A 17,577-nucleotide genomic window follows, 5' to 3' on the forward strand; every position below is an offset into this window, starting at 1 on the left:
CTCGTTGAAACGATCGAGGCAACCGAATGCAACAACTACTTCGCAAACGCCGGCTACGCTTCCATCAAAACGTGAAAGGCTCTAAACCCGCGAGGGCCTACATCGTTCCGTTAGCTGCGGCTAAACGGGGTTGGTCGGCGGGCTCTTGCGGCTTTAAGTTCCTCTTATGGGTCCTCTCTGGTTCTCTCTGACTTCGGATAGGAGGCGCGGGGGTCGCTTTCGCCGCTTCGGCGGTCCCGTCCGGCTGTGCTTTTCGGACAAACGCAAGGTATGAGTCCGAAGTATGCTACAATTTTCGGACACGCGTTGGCGGCCTCCATCGTCCTTCGGACGTGGCGCTCGGCCACCAGGCCGCGCGGCTGGTTGTCATCGTCCTCGGCTTCAATGCTTCAATTCACATAGTGGCTACGCAGGTATTATTTGAGAAGTTGCACAGCGCATGGAATTTCAAAGGATACACGGCCTTCGCGCTAATACGATAGCATCCCACCTTCCAGCTTCTCAAATTAAGCGCCTATCCTGACGCCAGTGTCCGTAAGGACCACCTGTCCTGGCATTGCCTATCAGTGCAACGACTTCGAGCGGGCCGCCGAGCCGGAGCAACTGTTGCACAGGACCAAGCAGCGTGGCCCAAATGGCTCAGCGCAGTGCAGCTCTGCCATGCATGCCTTTGATCGATCAGGTGAAACGCGAAGTGGTCCGCGGGGCGTTTCTCGAAACGGCCAAGGAACAAGGAAACCTACTGCCTCGTTAGCATCTGCGACTGAAAGCCCTACTCTCGGCCGGGCTCGAATCTAACAAAGAGCATCGTCGGCTCTGCAGCAAGGCGGCGGTCATGGAACTGGCAAGCGAGGACCCATTGGCTTGTCCGACTATCGTTGCGCCTTCAGCAGACGCTCTAGCGTTGAAAAGTCACTCATGTCGCGGTAGGGCGTCAGGTCAAGATCCTTGGGAATCTTCTTGAGCTTCTCTTCGGAGATCGGTTTTTCGTTCTTTTTGTTGACGGCCTGGTAAGCGGACCAGCCAACACCCGCCGCCTTCACGGCATCGCGTTCGGCTCGAAGGGCGATCTGATGCGCGTGCAGGTAATGAAGCCCGAGTTTGTCCAGGAGCGCCTTTTCAACGATCTCGTGCGTTAGCAGAAATGGGGCAAGCCGGACCTTGGCCGATTTCCAATCCATAGTGCGAGGCATATGGCGATCGATATAAATCGTCCTGCCATCTTTGCTGTAGCCAGCAATGTATGGGATATCGAAATCATGAACGATCTTAACCCGACGATGCAGCGCCCGCACAGCGTCACTCAGTACATCATCGTCCAAGTCTTCGGAAACGTGGCGGACTTCATCTTCAAGCTTCATTTTTTCCACGCTGACACCAGCGGCGCTTCCTCCCATAGACCGGGAGCCTTCCCGTGGACGGCCAACTGGGTGACCGGTGCCGGCCGGAAGAACTGCCATATCGCCGGCCTTCAAGGACAATGTACGGCCCCTGTTGCCCCGAACCGAACCTTGCCGGTTCCGCGCGCAACCCCAAGCATTTCATTTTTGCGGGAATGGTAATGAACGTAGTGGTAGATGCCGTCCCGCCAGCCGCTACTCCAGCCATTGGCCTTGAAAAGCTCTTCCAGCACGGCTGCGGAGTCAACCTCAATGTCAAAGGCATAGGCCCGAAGTCCATCCGCAAGGTGCTTTCTGCCGGCGAATCGGGCTCTCCCGGGACTGCGTTGCAGGCAGGCAGCGGGTCTGCGCCCGCTGCTGCCACATGGATGTCATCTCTATGGCTGCGGATTTCGTAAGGCGGGTTTCTCAAGCACGAGCACATGACTACCAAGAGGCGATGTGTGAGTGCTCTTGACCTGGAACCCCTCGTCAGAAAGCGTTTCGATGAATTCGCCATCCGTTCCAGGCGGAACGCGGGCAACGACGTTTGAGGTGCGCCTCACAATATTGGAAAGCACCCTTCGCGCCTTGCCTGGGCCGATGTTGCGCTGCATGTGCTGGTAGACGGCCAGCAGCAGGACGATATCGTATTTGGGTAGAAGTATATTGCCGAGGCGCCGGCTGCCAAGATTCAGGCGATCGAACCTGGCATGTACCGGGGAGCCGCTCAATAACATCTTTGCGGTCTCGATATGTGGCTTGGCAATGTCGATCCCATGGATCGAACTGGGTTTCAGCTTGGATATCTCATAGGCGACAACACCCATATTGCAGCCAACATCGAGAATGGATTTTCCGGCGTATTCGACCTTTGCGGAGAATAGCCCGTCAAGTCTGTCGTCCCACGTTCCGGCAAAACCCCTTTTGAATCTTGACCACCACAAATCATCAGCTCCTTTGAGAAGAGCCCCCTTGAGCGCCTCCTACCACGAGAGAATTAACGGTCGATACCCGTTCAACTGGAATTGATGACATTGACGAACCAAGGCAGGGACGTGTGCGGCCACCTCACAACCCCATCACCTTGAGTGCCGCGGGAACCGCATAGCGGCTGCCATCATAGCGCATCCAGTAGGTCCGCTTCGCAGGCTTGCCAGGATGGGACTGGCATTCGCCATTATGGTCGGGGGAGGGATTATCGGTATTCGACCGCTCAACCGCGGTGATATCGTGATAGCCATGATGGCTCGCCGGGCTTATCGCCAGGCTGACCTGGCTGGAATGAAAGTATCCGGCGCAACTACCATCGCTATCGCCGCCAGAGCCGGCCACCACGAGGCCGTCGAGCACCACGCGTAGCGTAGCGCCGGTGAGAGCGTATAGCCGCAGGTCGGTTTCAGTGAAGGGAGCGGTCAGCGAATGGTGCGCCATTTCGATGCGCAGGCCGAATGCGCTGACATTGGGGGCCAGTGCATAGCGGCCGGTGTCGAATTCCACCTTCTCGATGACAATCGCATCATCGGTCATCAGACCGGGCTGGAGCAGGCGCTGGCGCACGCGCAGCGTATTCCTGTCGACGACCAGAAGCTCGATATCGCCGACATGCAGGTGGTCGCCGTTAGCGCTGTCAATCAGCGGCACTGCGACCAACATCAGGTCGACATGGGCGGGCCAAATCTTGCAGACCAGGCCAAATGGCGCTTCGCTCTCCGTGAACGTTGAGGTGATGCTAGTATGAGGTTCAAGCGTGAACGAGGTGCCGTCGGCGCTCTTTCGGGCGTTGGGATAGGCCTGCTGCACCAGCGCGGCGGCATCCCCGCAATCGCCCGCCGCGGCCTTGGCGGGCGACAGGCTGGCAAGGGCGGCGCCGAGCAACAGGACAGGCAACACTATTCGCATGGAGTTCTCGCGTCGCAGGGCCGGGTTCGGCCAGGGCCCTTCTACGCGAGATTGGTGGCGGCGCACAGGGCAGGGAAGTGACGGATAGCTCCACTCGCTGCGTCAGGACCATAGGTATCCTGGAAAGTCGTAAAGTCCGAGCACCCTTAGGGATGGTGATCATGAGAACGCCGCCCCAGCGGCCAATTTTTGCCAATGCTGTTCGCTACCTGAAACAGATACTGACAATGTGATCTCGATTGCCTTGTCGCGCTCCGATTAGATAAAGAAGCGCTCCGAGAAGAAGCCTCTACAAAACCGGACCTCGCCGGTCCGTCAAGCGCACCTTCTAGGGTGTACATTCCAAAATTAACTCGGCATGACCTTCGTTTTTGACCCCCTGACCCGGGCGCGTTCGCTGTCGGCGCGGTATTGAAGCAGAACCAATGCCGCGCCTGCTTCGGCTTTCCGAAACCGCAGCGTGTCTTTCCTTGAGACTTGGCAGCACGGCGCGTTCAACGGAACCGTGCTGCCTTCAATGTACAGCCAGTTATCCAATCAGCCGGCGGTCTTGTAAACGCGGCAGCCTTTTTGGCTGCAGCGAGCGCCGCCTTCATGTCGAGTTCTTCCAGGACAACTAGCTCGTTTATCCAGCCGCTTGCCCGGACCGCAAGTGCTAGGTCCATCCCATCGGCCTGGTCCGGAACCTCAGCATTGATGACAATATCATAGGCGCCGCGAGTAAACATCATACCGCATACCTTGCTACCAACGCTTTCCAAAACCGCCTTGATTGCAGCTTCTCGGTCTGAACTTTGCATCAATCCCTTGTAGGCATGGGGCGGACAGTTTCCCAGGATTGTCACTTTCATGGGTATTCCTCCCGATCTTGTACTACTTTCGTCATTGGTCGTTTGACCAACACGGAGCTATCGCGGACGGTTGGGTCAGCCGTAACCCTGCATCGCAACGCTTTTGCTCACATCCAAAGCTGGCAGCGGGAAAGGTTCGACTTGCCCTGCGGTCTTGTCCAGATACTGCATCAAGGCCGTCACGAGGTGGTAGAAAATGCTCGCGGGCACCTCCGTCGCCAGTGACCTTCCGCGCTCGTCAATTCTGTCGATCCACAAGCCTAGCGGTGCGGGATCGATATGCCATTTGAAGAGGCGGGCGACACGTGCTTCGATCTCAGGTTTGAGATCAGGCCCGCCGATGCCGTCCAGGGCGACGGCCGCCTTGACGGCTTCGCATTGCGGCCAGCTGCGGGAGAGCCGGTCGAAGGGAATTCCCTGCCGCGACACGGCTGCATAAGCCAGGCCCGTGGCCCGGTTCAATCCGCTGGCGATCGCCGACGAATAGAGCTTCCTTGCATAGGCTGCCAAGTCTTTCTGCCCGCTTGCCCGCGCGAAATCGATGAGGAGCGAGGCCCATTCGAAATGGTGCCCTGGTTCGGTCCACTGTCCCTCCTCTCCCGGCAACGGTAGCCAATCGACATCGAAATGTTCCCCAAGCGTCCAGCTCTCCTGATCGAAGAAACGGCACCGGAAGAGATCGACGACACGTGCCGCCCGACGGAGATATGCACGCTCGCCGGTGACGCGATGCCAGGCAAGGAAGGATTCCAGCATGTGCATGTGCGGGTTCGAGAACCGCACCCCCTTCCAGCCGGGGGTCTCGAGGAAACCGTTCAGGCTGACGTCCTCGAGATGGGTGTCGATGAAATGGAACGTCTCTTGTGCCAGTTGCAGGGCTTCCTGATGGCCGCATCGGTGAGCGTGGGCAAGCGCCAGGAGCACGCAGGAATGGTCGTAGGCGTCCTCCGTCGGGTCAGCCACGCTGCCATCGGAATTAAGGATGCGCACCCAGCCACCGCGTTCGGTGCGGCCGTGTTTGGCGATAAACTCGATGCCGTGGTCGATGAGCTTGTCGGCCGGTCCAGCCCAGCCGCGTTCTTTGGCCACCGCGAACGCGTAAATCTGGCGCGCCATCGTCCGCATGCGCTTGGGTTTGCCCAACGGCCTTGCATCGAAACCGAGCGCCTCGTGGAAGCCGCCATACGCATCGTCGACACCTGCAGTGGACCACAGCGGCAGGGTTTCGTTGAAGAGCCAGTGCTCGACCCGCTTGCGCCATGACCCGCTGATGATGACCCGGTCGTCCGACCCCGTGAACTTCGTTTCAAGGCGTCCGCTCTTCTCGAGTTGTTCGACGACTTTCTTCGCGTTCTGGCTGTGGCTGACAGGAGCGACGAATACCGCGTCCGGTGTCGTCACCACCGCCACATCCTTCATTCCAATGACTGTCAGCAGTCTGCCCTGGCTTCTGAGATAGGAGTTGCCGCAATCCATGGCGACAACGTCGCCCATTACGACATTGCCGTCGCGGTCCGTCGGGCTGGCTTCGAGCAGCGATTGCCACGATCCAAGGTCGTTCCAGCGGAAGGAAGCCGTAACCATCGCAATACCGCGTGCATGCTCCATGACTGCGTAGTCGATCGACGTCGACGGGACAGCCGAATAGAAGCCCTGGGGCAGGTAGATGCCCAAGACGTTGGTCCGTGCAGCCTTATGGGCCCGTTCCGCGCTGTCCCAGATGTCTGGCCGGAACTCGAGAAATGCCTTCCGCATCGTGTCGGCACGAAACAGGAAGATGCCGGCGTTCCAGTAGAATCTTCCCGAAGCCACATATTTGCCGGCCGTCTCGGCATTGGGCTTTTCGACAAAATGTGAAACGGCGGCCCCGCCGTCACCATTTGCCGTAACCTCGATGTAGCCGTACCCGGTTTCGGGATGGGTCGGCCTGATGCCGAATACGACAATGCTTCCTGAATCGGCGGCAGGCATGCCAGCCTCGACGGTTTGCCAGAACTGCATTTCGGTCGATATCTGATGGTCGGAGGGCACCACGAGCACAAGCGCGTCACCGCCATATTCGGAGATCGTCTGCAACGTGGCTATGGCCACCGCAGCGGCGGTATTGCGGCCGACGGGCTCGAAAATCGGTCTGCCCCCGTTCAGGCCGAGCGGACCGATGTCCGAGATAACGCGGTCGGCATGCCGTTCGGAGGCTATCAGATAGATCGGCGTCTCGCCGTCCGAGCGCGCCTTGAGGCGTCGGACAGTCTTCGCAAGCATCGAGCCGTCGCCCGAAAGGTCGTGGAATTGCTTGGGATTGTCTTCGCGCGACAGCGGCCACAGCCGCGAGCCGACGCCCCCGCTCATCACAAAACTGACGATCCGCTCCGGCATGATCCAGTCCCCTCAAAATTTCTGGTTGTAGGCTCCGACCTCTGGATTGCGGCGCAGCACGGCATCGACAGCCCCGAACATCTCGCGACGAAGCCGAATGCGTTCGGCCTGGCTTGTCCGACTGTGTCCTGGGTCACGCATTTTGCTCGGCTCTTGCGCGGACAGACGTAGCACGCTGCCGGGCGGGAGGCTCCTTCATGAATTGGGGTAGCCCTAACGCCCCGATTGGCACCCCCTAGTCCAATAGGAGCATGCCTGTCGGCGACCGAAAGGATGTCTCGTGCGTGCTGCTCGGGCTGACGACAAGGGTGGGCTGGGCTGCAACATGCCGGTGACCGCGTTCAAGTTCCGGTTCCGCGAGAATGGCGCCGAAAGGCATTTCGGAGGCTGGCTCGCCTCTCAAGGCTTTCAAGGAGTCAGCGAAACGTCGTCTGTTCAGAGAAGGAATGACGGATTAGGCCGCGCTCTCATTGGACCGACGCAAACGGCGAGTACCCGAACGCACGCCCGCGAGATCGATACCTCACGCGGAACTGGCGTTCAACCGCCGATGGCAGATCTCGCCGGAATGAGAGATGTCATTCGTGGACAGGACGAGAGCGGCTGGCGCCCAGGCTGCCAAAGGCGCAGGCCCATAGGTCTAGAATTGGCGGCGTCTATCTTTCGTGAAGTTGCAGGCACGCCTAGGCCGAAATACTCCCAAAGCGAGGTGAACCAAGCGCTTTTCTGGAGTCGGAGAACGTCAACAAGGGACGCTGACCGGCAACTCCCGGCGTGCCAAGTCGATTTTCCGGAACGGCCGCGAAGGCGGCAAGCGGATCGTCTGCGGCTCCGCGCGCAGCGGCGTGTTGAGGTCGGCCGAACGGAGATCGTTTTGCTGACGCTCCTCGTCGGCGTCATGGTCGGGTCGAAATCGAACAGAAGGTCGCCAGCCTTCACGCTCTGTCCATCGCGCACGTGGGTAGCGCGGACAACGCCCCTCTCTAAAGGCTGGTGCGCCCGCTTGGCACGATCTTGCCGGTCGCGTTTGCGACGATATTGATGCTGCCAAGACGCACATCACGGAGCCGGTAAGTGTTGTTCATGACCGGTGGCGCTTTCTAGACGCTACTGTCCCTATGCCAGCGCTCTCGCTCCAGACGTTTCAGATCGGCCGCCACCATTTCCGCCACGAGGTCGCTGAACGTCGTCTTAGGCGACCAGCCGAGCTTTGAGCGGGCTTTCGCCGGATTTCCCATCAGGAGATCGACCTCCGTTGGACGGAAATGGCGTGGGTCGATTCGGACGAGGATTTCTCCTGTCTTGCCATCCCGGCCGATCTCGTTCACCCCCTTACCTTCCCAGACGATGACGCGGCCGACTGCCCGAAAGGCACGCTCTACGAACTCTCGAACCGAGTGGGTTTCGCCCGTGGCGAGGACGAAGTCGTCTGGCTCGGCGTGCTGAAGAATCCGCCACATGCCCTCCACATAGTCGCGAGCATGCCCCCAGTCGCGTTTCGCATCCAGATTTCCAAGATAGAGGGCGGACTGAAAGCCTCGCTCGATACCTGCAACCGCACGTGTGATCTTGCGGGTCACAAACGTCTCGCCGCGCGTGGGGCCTTCATGATTAAACAGTATGCCATTGGAAGCGAACATTCCGTACGCTTCACGGTAGTTGATCGTGATCCAATAGGCATAGAGTTTGGCCGCCGCATAGGGAGAGCGCGGGTAGAACGGCGTCTTCTCCGTCTGGGGCACCTCTTGGACTTTGCCGAACAGCTCGGAGGTTGATGCCTGATAAAAGCGCACCCGCTCTCCCATCTTCAGGATGCGGATGGCTTCAAGCAGCCTGAGTGTGCCAAGGGCATCGGCGTTGCCGGTATATTCAGGCGTCTCGAAGCTTACCTGGACATGGCTTTGGGCCGCCAGATTGTAGATTTCGGTAGGGCGCGTCTCCTGAACGATGCGAATGAGATTGGTCGCATCGGTCAGGTCGGCGTAGTGGAGAAAAAAGCGTGCGTCCGGTTCGTGCGGATCGACGTAGATGTCGTCGATGCGTTCGGTATTAAAGGAGGAGGATCTGCGTTTCAGTCCGTGGACAGTATAGCCGTTCTCCAGCAGCAGTCTGGCAAGGTAGGCACCGTCCTGACCGGTCACACCAGTTATGAGCGCAATGCGATCTGTCATCGGGTCCCATCCAATCCTTGAGGGCTGTGGTGGCCTCGTCGACCGACGGTCTGCCCCACACTCCTCTAACGAAAGGCGAAAGTGCCTTGTTCTGCCAGAGTGTCTTTGTGGCAGGCACGCCAGCAAAAGAGGTAATCCCCACCGCTCAATGCCCGTCACAGCTACTTCCCGTGCGTCCCTTTCTGCTTGGCTAGCCTCTTCAGCCTATGCTCCTATGGCATGGACGTAGCCGCCCTGCCGCGAGCCGTCACTTCACAAGCGCTTGCGCCACCGCTTCTCCGGGAGCTGCATGCCGGCCATGCTGCCGTCGGCAATGCCGAACATGTGGGTCGGCTGATCAGTGCGGCGCGGGCGATGCCGCCGAGAAACGGTTCTCGGGTCACCTGGCAAGCGTGGCGTCAGGTTGTTGCCGACGATCCCGCCACCGACGGCGGCTTGTCGAAAGTTCTCGTAAGGCTTGCTATCGCGTCAGCAAAAATGACAACTCGTGGCCCGCAGGAGAAACATGGAACAGGGTGTAACCCTGGCCCTTTATCGCTTCCACTGTTCGGTAGGTTTGCTCCACGGGAGTGCGGTGCCACCAGTGGTGAAACTCGACGAGAATCTGTCTCGGTAAGACATCAGATCCAAGCACCTCTGGAAGGACGTCGTGCTCTGCCCCCTCGACGTCGAGTTTCAGCACATCGACAGTTGCCAGTCCGAGCATATCCAGGATAGTAGAATAACGCCTCACGTTGCAGACAATGCTCTTGCCTGTAACCAACTTCGTGGAAAAATTGCTGCGTGTGTCATCTTCGGACACAGCAAACGTTTGCTCCCCGTCGAAATTAGATATTCCCAAGGGGTAGATCCGCACAGTGGGGGGTAATTCCTGAGCGGCAATCCAGTCAAGACTGGCCGGAGTCGGATCAAACCCAAAGACCTTTGCACCGAATACTTTGCTGACTTCCAGATCAAATGAAATATCGTCCCCTAAGCCAAAGGAAAGAACAATAGGGGAGGGAGCAGCTAGAAGAGGCTCGACCGCAACGACCCAACCTCCATATGCGGAGCCGAGTTTTTGTGTAGGAATAGAGCATTCGGGCCGGAGAAGATGATCGAATCCTAAGGCCGCTCTTACAACTCGCTTACAATACCGGAGCCCATCTGGATTGTACATCAATGGTTGCCTTTGGCTTATTCTTAGTAGCTGTTCCGCTTGACTGCGCCGTCCTCACTGTGTCCGCCGTCCTCACTGTGTCCAAAATAGACAACAGCGCCAGATGGGGTTCAGTCTGGCCTAACGCGGAGCGGCTATCGACCTGTGAATTTTATATCGATTCCCTCCCGCGACCAGAGTGTCATTGTGGCAGGCGCTCCAACAAAAGGAGGTAATCCCGTCGCTCGGCGTTCGTAACAGATGCTGCGGAGCATCGCCTTGGGCTCGGCCAACGTCGTCGCCCTACCGCGTAGGAAGTAGGAGCCGCCCGCTGCGAGCGCCGGCTCACGAGTCGCCTCGTCCCCGGGGCCGTGCCGGCTACTGCGGAGCCAAAGAAGTGGCAATCCTGTTCGTTGCGGAGCTGAACGCAGGAAGGGCCGGCAGTTCGAATCGGTCTTGGCGGGTTGCAACGAAATTGACCTTGGGTTCGCCGAGCGAAGAGATCGGGCTTGTCGAACAGCGCGGCGCGCGCAGTGTGCTGGCTACCTCAAAATGGCAGAGGTAGTAGGGCCAGTGGAAGCCGTAGAGCGGCCTTATCCAGCTTGCCGGATGCCTAATCCGCTTCATTGAGGTAATCCGCCGCTGTTGCGAACACCTTTCAGCATGATTGTTGTTGTCCGGCCAAGATGACGCTTCAGCGCGGCGATGCACGTCATGTCGTTGGCGGCTTCACACCAGTTCCTATTGCAGAAGCCCTTTGGCAAGTTCTCGCAACGCCTGGAACGCAACAACAAGGTATGAGGCCAGAAAGCTGCACAGATAGAAGCTTGATGGGGCGCCGCGCTCCCACCGGAGAACCAGGGCGCCGAGTTCAAGGCTCGGGTGCGTTTGTGCTATCCATACCAGGGCGGCGGCCAAGGCGAGGCTACCCAGAGCATTGGTCGGGTAATGCAGCCCCAAGTAGACTCGCGCAAGCTCTACCACCAAGGTGCAGGCCAGGGCGAGGAGTCCGAGTTCGAAGCGAACGGGAAGAATGGCGATCGCTAGACCCGCGAACAGAACCGCTCGCTCGCTGGGGAACCCGGGGGTGCCGGCGAACGGCGCTGAGCGCAGAACGGCAGCGTCGCCCAAAACGTCCGGGATATGAAGTCGAAGTGCGGAGTCAAAAATCGGCTTTGGCGTCGTCGGCAGAGCGCCCTGCAGGAAATGCGCGACGAGCGCCGCGAGGACAGCTGCGCAGACGCCGCTCACCAGCCTTGCCCTCGACTCCGGACCGTCATGGGCGAACCAGCAATACCAAAGCAAGGACACAACTATAGCGCCCTCGGTTGTTGGGTAGACGGCACCGAAAGCGAGCCGGCTGGCGAAGGGCTGATTGCTCGCTACGGTGTTGACGGCCGTTGCGAGGGGCCTGTCGATCCAATCCGGGTTAAGGGCCAGGAAAGTCGTACCCACAAAGAGGAGGCAAAGCGCGGCGGCCTGTGTCAGGCAATGGAAATCGGACATCGGTTCGGCCATCTCAACTCTAAGCTTCGGGCGGCGGAACAACTGGAGTCCCGCTAACTAGGCGGTTGCAGAGACCTCGCGGCGCAGGGAGGCTGCAGAGCGGCCGAAGAAGGCAAGATCCTGCTCCCGGCGCAGTGTGTCGCAAAGCCGCCCGATCGGAAGCTCGATGTCGTCATAGCCGAGCACCTCGTCCCGCTTCACGTCGCGCAGCAGCCGGCAGCCCTCGGCGAGCCCGATCGGCACAAGCCGCTCGGCGTGCACCGTTCGCGCGTTCTCGCAGAGCCCGTAGGTCATGTAATGTCCAAGGCCATCGAGGATCTCTCCGGCACTAAGGTCCCGCTTGGCGGCGGCCACCACATCAACGGTCGGCGCGCCCAGGGGCGCAATCGCAGCATCGCGGAATATTGCGGCCCTCGCCACCGTGGAGGGCACCTCAAAATGACACAGATGATAGGGCCAATAGAAACAGTAGAGCGGTCCGGGGCCCATCTTGTAGAGTGAGAGATAGTGCTTCTCGACGGCATCCTCTGTGGTGCCAAGAACGAAGATGCCGGGGTTGGGCATGGCGCCGACACAATAATCAACTATCCCCGGCCCCTCGAGGAGCTGATTGAGCGGATACCACCCGACCGCCTCCTGGATCGGGGTACCAGGCTCGACCACAGGCCCGTACATGCCGCGCTTCGCCACCCGCATGCCTGTGGCGTTGGCGACGATGGCGTTCTCGAACGAGATCTTCGTGCCGTCCGCGAAGGAGGTGACCATTGGGGCCTTCATCCCCCACTTCTTGGCAAAACCCTCCTGAGTCGTCGGATTTCGGTAGGGATCGTGCAGGCCCTTGATGTTCCCGCAAAGCACCGGACGTATGCCCAGGCCCCTGACCCAACGGTAGAGGTTCATGATAACGCCGGGCTGATCCCCCTCCACATTGGTGAGGACCACTCCTGCCCGGTCGGCATACACTTTCAGGATCGGTCCGATCGTGCCGTCGAGTTCGGCGTTCATCAGGGCAACATGCTTGCCGTGCCGGATCGCCCGCATTGTGACGTGGGCAGCGAACTCGATCGCGCCTGTCGCCTCGACGACGACGTCGATGTCGTCGGCCTCGCAAATGTGCATCGGGTCCGCCGTGATCGAGCGGCGACCGCGCGCCACGAGATCCTCAAGCGCTTTGGTGCTGGTCGCCTCAGTCACATCGTCTTCACCTGCGGCGGCATAGGCATCTCGCGCCTTTTCCACGTGCCTGTTGGAAATCGCCACGAGTTGCATGCCTGGGACATACCGCAGCATCTGCAGCGCGACGCCTCGGGCCATGAAGCCGGCCCCCACCATACCCACGCGAATTGGCCGCCCCTGAGCCTCGAGCCTCTCCAACTCCCTGTCGACAATGAACATTTACATCTCCCCTGTGCTGCTCCCCGAAAGGTCGGGTGGCGAAAGGTTAGCGGTCATAATCGGGCCAGCTTCGGTCCTTTTCAGAAATCAGCGCCGGCGCATCCACCGGCCACTTCACTGCGAAAGCAGGATCGTTCCAGCGAACACCACGCTCGGCCGCCGGTGTGTAGAATTCGGAGACGAGATATGTCGCCTCGGAGTGGTCCTCCATGGTGAGAAAGGCGTTCGCGCAGCCCTTCGGGATGACCAGCATCCGTTGGTTCGCCGCTGACAGTTCCACCGTGAGGTGCTGCTTATAGGTGGGCGATCGGGAACGCAGGTCGATCAGCACGTCGTACAGGCTGCCCCGGATGCAGCGAAGCATCTTGTCCTCGCACTGGGGAGCCAGCTGGTAATGGAAGCCGCGCAGTGTATGCTTGTGCCTGTTGTATGAAATATTCACCTGCACGACACGATCCGGAAGCCCCTGCTCGGCAAACTCCCGCGAACACCAGCCGCGTGCGAAAAAGCCCCGCTCGTCTTCGAATTTCTGCAGTTCCACCAGGGTGGCGCCTGGAATATCGGTCTTTGTGAAAAGCATCGTAGATCCATTGGTCAAATGAGTGTCACGTCGGGTTGCATCTCCGACGACCTCTGCTCAGGGTGGCTCGCGCCGGCGGTCCTCTTGTGCGATCGAAGGACGGCCATCAGACTTGCGCCGGATGCAAGAGGCGCGAGCCGTGGACTTCATAGCCGATAGGCACATAGGCTAGGTGTGAGAGTGCGCGTCTTACACTTTCCCGGCGTTCCGGCTTGACCGCGAACATAAGGAATCCGCCGCCGCCGGCGCCGCACAGCTTGCCGCCTTCCGCACCTGCGTCCCTGGCGAGGTCGTAGTGGCCATTGATCGCCGCGTTGCTCACGCGGGACGCCAAACTCCGCTTCATCTCCCACCCTGCGTGAAGGACGGCACCGAAGCGTTCTACGTCGATGACGGGCTCCGCAAAGATCTCCTGAAGCATGAAGGCATCGTCCCGCATCCGCCTGAGCGTATCGAGATTGCTTGACGTTTTCGCCTTCTGCTCTGCCAGCACGGAACTGGCCGGCCGCTGATGCGACGTCCAGAACATCATCAGGTTGCTGAAGAGATGTTCGATGGCGCCATTGCGCACCCGCTGCGGCTCGACCGTTACCGCGCCGCCCGGCTGGAAGCGGAACAGGTTCATGCCCCCGAACGCGGCGGCATACTGGTCCTGCTTGCCAATCGGCTCCTCGAGGATGTCCATCTCGATGTGACATGCCTCTTCGGCCAGTTGGCCAGGGGTGACACGTTCTCCCCGGAATGCATGCAGGGCATTGAGCAGTCCCACCGTGAACGAGCTCGACCCCCCCATGCCCGTCGAGGCAGGCATGTCTCCGACCGTCGAGATGTAAATCGGCGGTTCGATCTCCAGGAAACGCAGGCATTCGCGAGCGATGTTGTTCTTGATCTCGCCTATGGTGTTTACCTGCTCCGTCTGTGAATAGTTCAAGCGGATGGGTTCATTAAAGATCTCGCTGTGACGCTTGACGGTGACATAGATGTACTTGTCCACTGCCGCGCTGAAGACCGCGCCGCAATCGAGATTGTAGAAATCGGGCAGATCGGTACCGCCGCCAGCAAAACTGACGCGCAAAGGAGTGCGCGTCAGGACGAGAGACGGTAGACGCTGTGCAGCGCGATCGATGATGGTCGGAAGGTCCAGTCCTGACCGGCGCTCCACCGCTTTGGTCCCGTCTAGCTGTTCCATATTTTGCCCCCTCGAAAATCGACGGAATGAAAATTAGGCAACACGCGGCTGTGCGGTTCGCCAGCGCAGCTGACCATCGAGCATCCCCGCCTTGAGCAAATGATCGAGCCAGCGCAGCCGCGTGAAGCGCTTGTCGGTAAAGTCTTCAAATCTAAGTGCGATCGAGCGGAACGCCTCGCAAAGGTCGTGTGCTCCCTTTCGCGCTGTCCACTGAAACTCGAAATCCGGGAAAGTCCGTGAGAACTTGCTGAAGTCCGCCTTGTAGGTCCTTTGATCCGCGCCCAGCTTCGGTGTCATTGTCAGCTGCGCGCCAGCGACGGCCTCAACGGCGATCTCCGCTATCTCGCGCACCTGAAGATTTAGGCTTTCAACACCCATGTTGAACGCCTCATTGTGGATGTCCTGTAGTGGCGCCTCCAGCATCAATTTGAAATAGCGCGCGACATCCTGGACATGAACCACGGGCCGCCATGGCGTGCCATCGCTATGCACTTCGACACGTCCAGTGGTGAAGGCGCTGCCCATGAAATTGTTCAGCACGGTGTCGAAGCGCATTCGCGGCGACAGACCATAGACGGTGCCGTTGCGGCAATAGACGGGCGAGAACCCGTCGTCCGCCAGCGCGCGCAGCGCTTCTTCGGCAACAACCTTCGATCTTGCGTATTCTGTTTGCGGCGCCAGCGGGGCGGTTTCGTCGACGACGGCGGCTTCCGACATGCCATACATGATGCAAGAGGAGGAAAATAGGAACCGCCGGATGCCCGCCGCCTTGGCCATCGTGGCCAGACGAACTGTTCCTTCCGCATTGATCTGCCTCGTCCAATCCGCGTTGAGATTTCCGATCGGGTCGTTCGAGAGTGCCGCCAGATGGATCACCGCGTCAAAGCCCTGCAGATCCGGGGGTTCGATGGCGCGTAGATCCTTTGTGATCTCGGGCACACTGGTATTGTCGGCTCCCAGGGTGCACGCACGAAAATATCCCATATCCAGCCCGACCACCTCATAGCCCGCCGCCTGCAACACGGGCACCATGACAGAACCGAGATATCCATTGTGTCCGGTGACGAGAACGCGTGTTGGTTCATTCATGTCTGCCCTCGCTCCGCTTCGAAAGGAGTTGACGGGTGAGGTCCAGAAGGGAGCATCGCTCGCTTACTTGCGCATATAGGCAGTCCGCGGCTTCGGCCGCTTGACGGTCACGATCGTCATCGCCGACAAAGAGTGTGCGTGTGAGGTCGAGATCAAAGTCGCGCTGTGCCTGATACAGCATACCGGGTTTGGGCTTGCGGCAGTCGCAGCCGTCGTCCCAGCCGTGTGGGCAGTGGTAGATCTTCGCGATCTTGCCGCCGACGGCTTCGCACTCGGCGCACATGCGCTGGTGAAGCGCCTCGAGATCAGCGGCGGTCATCGCTCCGCGCGCTATCCCTGCCTGGTTGGAGATGATGATTATGCGGTAGCCAGCCTCGTTCAGAAGGGCCAACGCCTGCTTTGCACCCGGAACCCACTCCCACTGGTCCCATGAACACACATATTGAGCCCGTGGCGGTCTGCAGTTGAGTACGCCGTCCCTGTCTACGAGCATGGTTTTTTCGCGGCTCATAAAGCGCTCCGTCGCGGGTAGACGCTCGATCGAGCCCACGCTGTAATAGCGGTGCTCGCTCACGAAGCCGGCGAGGCGATGCTGCGTCGCGAGCGGCGTGTAGATGGCCTCCTCGAAGAGGGTGTCCTCGTCGGGCAGGAGTTCGAGGGCGAGATCGGTTAGTATGGCATAGCTGATCTCGACTCCCTGCAGCCCGGGCGTGGTGCGGAGCCGGTCGAAGACGGTCACATTGTCGTTCGCATCAAGGATCACGCTGCCGCGTGAATAGCCGTCCTTGTTGCTGTAGACCGTAATCATTCCAGGCTTGCCGGCCGCACAGAAGCGTTGCCACAGCCGCTCCATGCGCATCGGCCAGTAATTGTCGCAATACAGCAGCAGGAAGCACGGATCTATGAGGTGACGGGCATTGGATACCCGGCTGCTGGTGAGGTCGTCGGGACGGGTGACGGCATATTCGATACTGAGCCCGAACCTGCTGCCGTCGCCGAAATGGTCCATCACCACATGGGGCAAATACCCGAGTAGAAGAAGAACCCTTTCGAACCCCTCCTGCCGCAGCTGTTCGATCTGGTATTCCAAAAAAGGGCGGCCGAGCACCGGCACCATTGGTTTCGGGCGATCGAGTGTGATCGGCCGCATGCGCGTGCCACGCCCGCCGGCCAGGATGACCGCCTGACGCGGCCGGCTGTAGCCGCGGCCTTCGACATCTGCCTTTTGCAGGCAGGGCGAGCTCGGCAGGACAATATTCATTGACCGCGCTCCGGTCGGTCGGCGATGAGGTATCGCGTGATGGCATGACAGATCGCGGCGTGGACGTCCTCGACGAGTTCGTAGGTGCCTTTTTCGGACCGCACCCATACTGGCTGATCGACGAGCTCTTTAAGCGTGCCGCCGTCAAAACCGACAATGCCGATGGTGGCTACCTTCCTTTCGCGAGCGAGTTCGACTGCCCGCACGAGATTAAGCGAGTTCCCGCTGGCTGAAATCACTATGAGCACGTCACCCGGCTTGGCGAAGTTCTCCATCTGGCCGGCAAAGATACGCTCGTAGCCTTCGTCATTGCCGAGTGCCGTCATCCAGGAGACGTTGTCTGTCAGGCCTATGACCCGGATTGGCTGCCTTCCCGAGCGTTTCGTGGCCTTACCGAGGTCATTGACCCAGTGGGAGGCGGTCGCTGCGCTGCCGCCGTTGCCGGCGACGAAGACTGTGCCGCCCGCATCGCGTACGGCGCGCAGCAACTGTATCGCCTCCTGCACGGCGTCCGTATCGATCTGCGCCAATGCGATGCAAAGCGATGCCAGATAATCCTGCGTGAATTCTTTAGGCTGCAACCAGAGGGCATCATCCCGCGAAGATTTGCGACATGCCGTCACTACCTGATCGATCGCGAGCTCTGTCATGCCACCCTCGATTGCTGCAATGGTGAGCGATCATCACAGCGTGCGAGCACTTCGAGTTCAATTGCTATTCCGAACGGGAAGCTGGCGGGC

14 protein-coding genes are annotated in these 17,577 nt (G+C 59.6%); all 14 read right to left on the reverse strand.

The features are described 5' to 3' along the window. Positions 1-872: 872 nt before the first annotated feature. A complete protein-coding gene (locus NKH59_RS27280) occupies positions 873-1,481 on the reverse strand; it encodes a hypothetical protein (protein ID WP_353023605.1) in 609 nt (202 codons plus the stop codon). Between the two features lie 296 nt (positions 1,482-1,777). Next, positions 1,778-2,326, reverse strand: a complete 549-nt coding sequence (locus NKH59_RS27285) for a class I SAM-dependent methyltransferase (protein WP_352542952.1) — start codon at positions 2,324-2,326, stop codon at positions 1,778-1,780. Between the two features lie 124 nt (positions 2,327-2,450). Further along, the gene (locus NKH59_RS27290; RefSeq protein ID WP_352542953.1) at positions 2,451-3,281 is read right to left on the reverse strand and encodes a PA3715 family protein; all 831 of its coding nucleotides are present in this window, start codon (positions 3,279-3,281) and stop codon (positions 2,451-2,453) included. A gap of 494 nt (positions 3,282-3,775) precedes the next feature. Further along, positions 3,776-4,132 carry a GYD domain-containing protein gene (locus NKH59_RS27295; protein ID WP_352542515.1) on the reverse strand — a complete coding sequence of 119 codons (357 nt, stop codon included), beginning with the start codon at positions 4,130-4,132 and terminating at the stop codon, positions 3,776-3,778. 75 nt (positions 4,133-4,207) lie between these two features. Continuing rightward, positions 4,208-6,508 carry an AGE family epimerase/isomerase gene (locus NKH59_RS27300; RefSeq protein WP_352542514.1) on the reverse strand — a complete coding sequence of 767 codons (2,301 nt, stop codon included), beginning with the start codon at positions 6,506-6,508 and terminating at the stop codon, positions 4,208-4,210. A gap of 1,100 nt (positions 6,509-7,608) precedes the next feature. After that, entirely contained in the window at positions 7,609-8,679 is a 1,071-nt protein-coding gene (gmd, locus tag NKH59_RS27310; protein ID WP_352502827.1) for a GDP-mannose 4,6-dehydratase, read from the reverse strand. A gap of 460 nt (positions 8,680-9,139) precedes the next feature. Further along, the gene (locus NKH59_RS27315) at positions 9,140-9,838 is read right to left on the reverse strand and encodes an FkbM family methyltransferase (RefSeq protein WP_352542513.1); all 699 of its coding nucleotides are present in this window, start codon (positions 9,836-9,838) and stop codon (positions 9,140-9,142) included. A 720-nt stretch (positions 9,839-10,558) separates the two neighbouring features. Continuing rightward, positions 10,559-11,335 carry a phosphatase PAP2 family protein gene (locus NKH59_RS27320; protein ID WP_353023608.1) on the reverse strand — a complete coding sequence of 259 codons (777 nt, stop codon included), beginning with the start codon at positions 11,333-11,335 and terminating at the stop codon, positions 10,559-10,561. A 45-nt stretch (positions 11,336-11,380) separates the two neighbouring features. After that, positions 11,381-12,718, reverse strand: a complete 1,338-nt coding sequence (locus NKH59_RS27325; protein WP_353023610.1) for an NAD(P)H-dependent oxidoreductase — start codon at positions 12,716-12,718, stop codon at positions 11,381-11,383. 46 nt (positions 12,719-12,764) lie between these two features. Continuing rightward, on the reverse strand, positions 12,765-13,298 hold the full coding sequence (gene rfbC, locus NKH59_RS27330; protein ID WP_352473828.1) for a dTDP-4-dehydrorhamnose 3,5-epimerase: 534 nt from the start codon (positions 13,296-13,298) through the stop codon (positions 12,765-12,767). A gap of 106 nt (positions 13,299-13,404) precedes the next feature. Beyond that, a complete protein-coding gene (locus NKH59_RS27335; protein ID WP_352819748.1) occupies positions 13,405-14,487 on the reverse strand; it encodes a GHMP family kinase ATP-binding protein in 1,083 nt (360 codons plus the stop codon). 33 nt (positions 14,488-14,520) lie between these two features. Next, positions 14,521-15,576, reverse strand: a complete 1,056-nt coding sequence (locus tag NKH59_RS27340; protein WP_353023612.1) for an NAD-dependent epimerase/dehydratase family protein — start codon at positions 15,574-15,576, stop codon at positions 14,521-14,523. Beyond that, a complete protein-coding gene (locus NKH59_RS27345; protein ID WP_353023614.1) occupies positions 15,569-16,837 on the reverse strand; it encodes an HAD-IIIA family hydrolase in 1,269 nt (422 codons plus the stop codon). Before NKH59_RS27345 ends, NKH59_RS27340 begins: the two co-directional genes overlap by 8 nt. Continuing rightward, positions 16,834-17,487: an SIS domain-containing protein gene (locus NKH59_RS27350; RefSeq protein WP_353023616.1), complete on the reverse strand. Its 654-nt coding sequence runs from the start codon at positions 17,485-17,487 to the stop codon at positions 16,834-16,836. The genes NKH59_RS27345 and NKH59_RS27350 overlap by 4 nt, the downstream gene beginning before the upstream one ends. Positions 17,488-17,577: the final 90 nt, after the last annotated feature.

It is taken from the genome of Mesorhizobium sp. M0998 (assembly GCF_040318885.1).
In the GTDB taxonomy this organism is placed as follows: Bacteria; Pseudomonadota; Alphaproteobacteria; order Rhizobiales; family Rhizobiaceae; genus Mesorhizobium.

Bases quoted from the DNA above. Each gene is read 5' to 3' on its own strand.
- NKH59_RS27325 (WP_353023610.1), bottom strand. From the start codon at position 12,718: ATGTTCATTGTCGACAGGGAGTTGGAGAGGCTCGAGGCTCAGGGGCGG.
- NKH59_RS27315 (WP_352542513.1), bottom strand. From the start codon at position 9,838: ATGTACAATCCAGATGGGCTCCGGTATTGTAAGCGAGTTGTAAGAGCG.
- NKH59_RS27345 (WP_353023614.1), bottom strand. From the start codon at position 16,837: ATGAATATTGTCCTGCCGAGCTCGCCCTGCCTGCAAAAGGCAGATGTC.
- NKH59_RS27350 (WP_353023616.1), bottom strand. From the start codon at position 17,487: ATGACAGAGCTCGCGATCGATCAGGTAGTGACGGCATGTCGCAAATCT.
- NKH59_RS27335 (WP_352819748.1), bottom strand. From the start codon at position 14,487: ATGGAACAGCTAGACGGGACCAAAGCGGTGGAGCGCCGGTCAGGACTG.
- NKH59_RS27290 (WP_352542953.1), bottom strand. From the start codon at position 3,281: ATGCGAATAGTGTTGCCTGTCCTGTTGCTCGGCGCCGCCCTTGCCAGC.
- NKH59_RS27320 (WP_353023608.1), bottom strand. From the start codon at position 11,335: ATGGCCGAACCGATGTCCGATTTCCATTGCCTGACACAGGCCGCCGCG.
- NKH59_RS27340 (WP_353023612.1), bottom strand. From the start codon at position 15,576: ATGAATGAACCAACACGCGTTCTCGTCACCGGACACAATGGATATCTC.
- rfbC (WP_352473828.1), bottom strand. From the start codon at position 13,298: ATGCTTTTCACAAAGACCGATATTCCAGGCGCCACCCTGGTGGAACTG.
- NKH59_RS27295 (WP_352542515.1), bottom strand. From the start codon at position 4,132: ATGAAAGTGACAATCCTGGGAAACTGTCCGCCCCATGCCTACAAGGGA.
- gmd (WP_352502827.1), bottom strand. From the start codon at position 8,679: ATGACAGATCGCATTGCGCTCATAACTGGTGTGACCGGTCAGGACGGT.
- NKH59_RS27300 (WP_352542514.1), bottom strand. From the start codon at position 6,508: ATGCCGGAGCGGATCGTCAGTTTTGTGATGAGCGGGGGCGTCGGCTCG.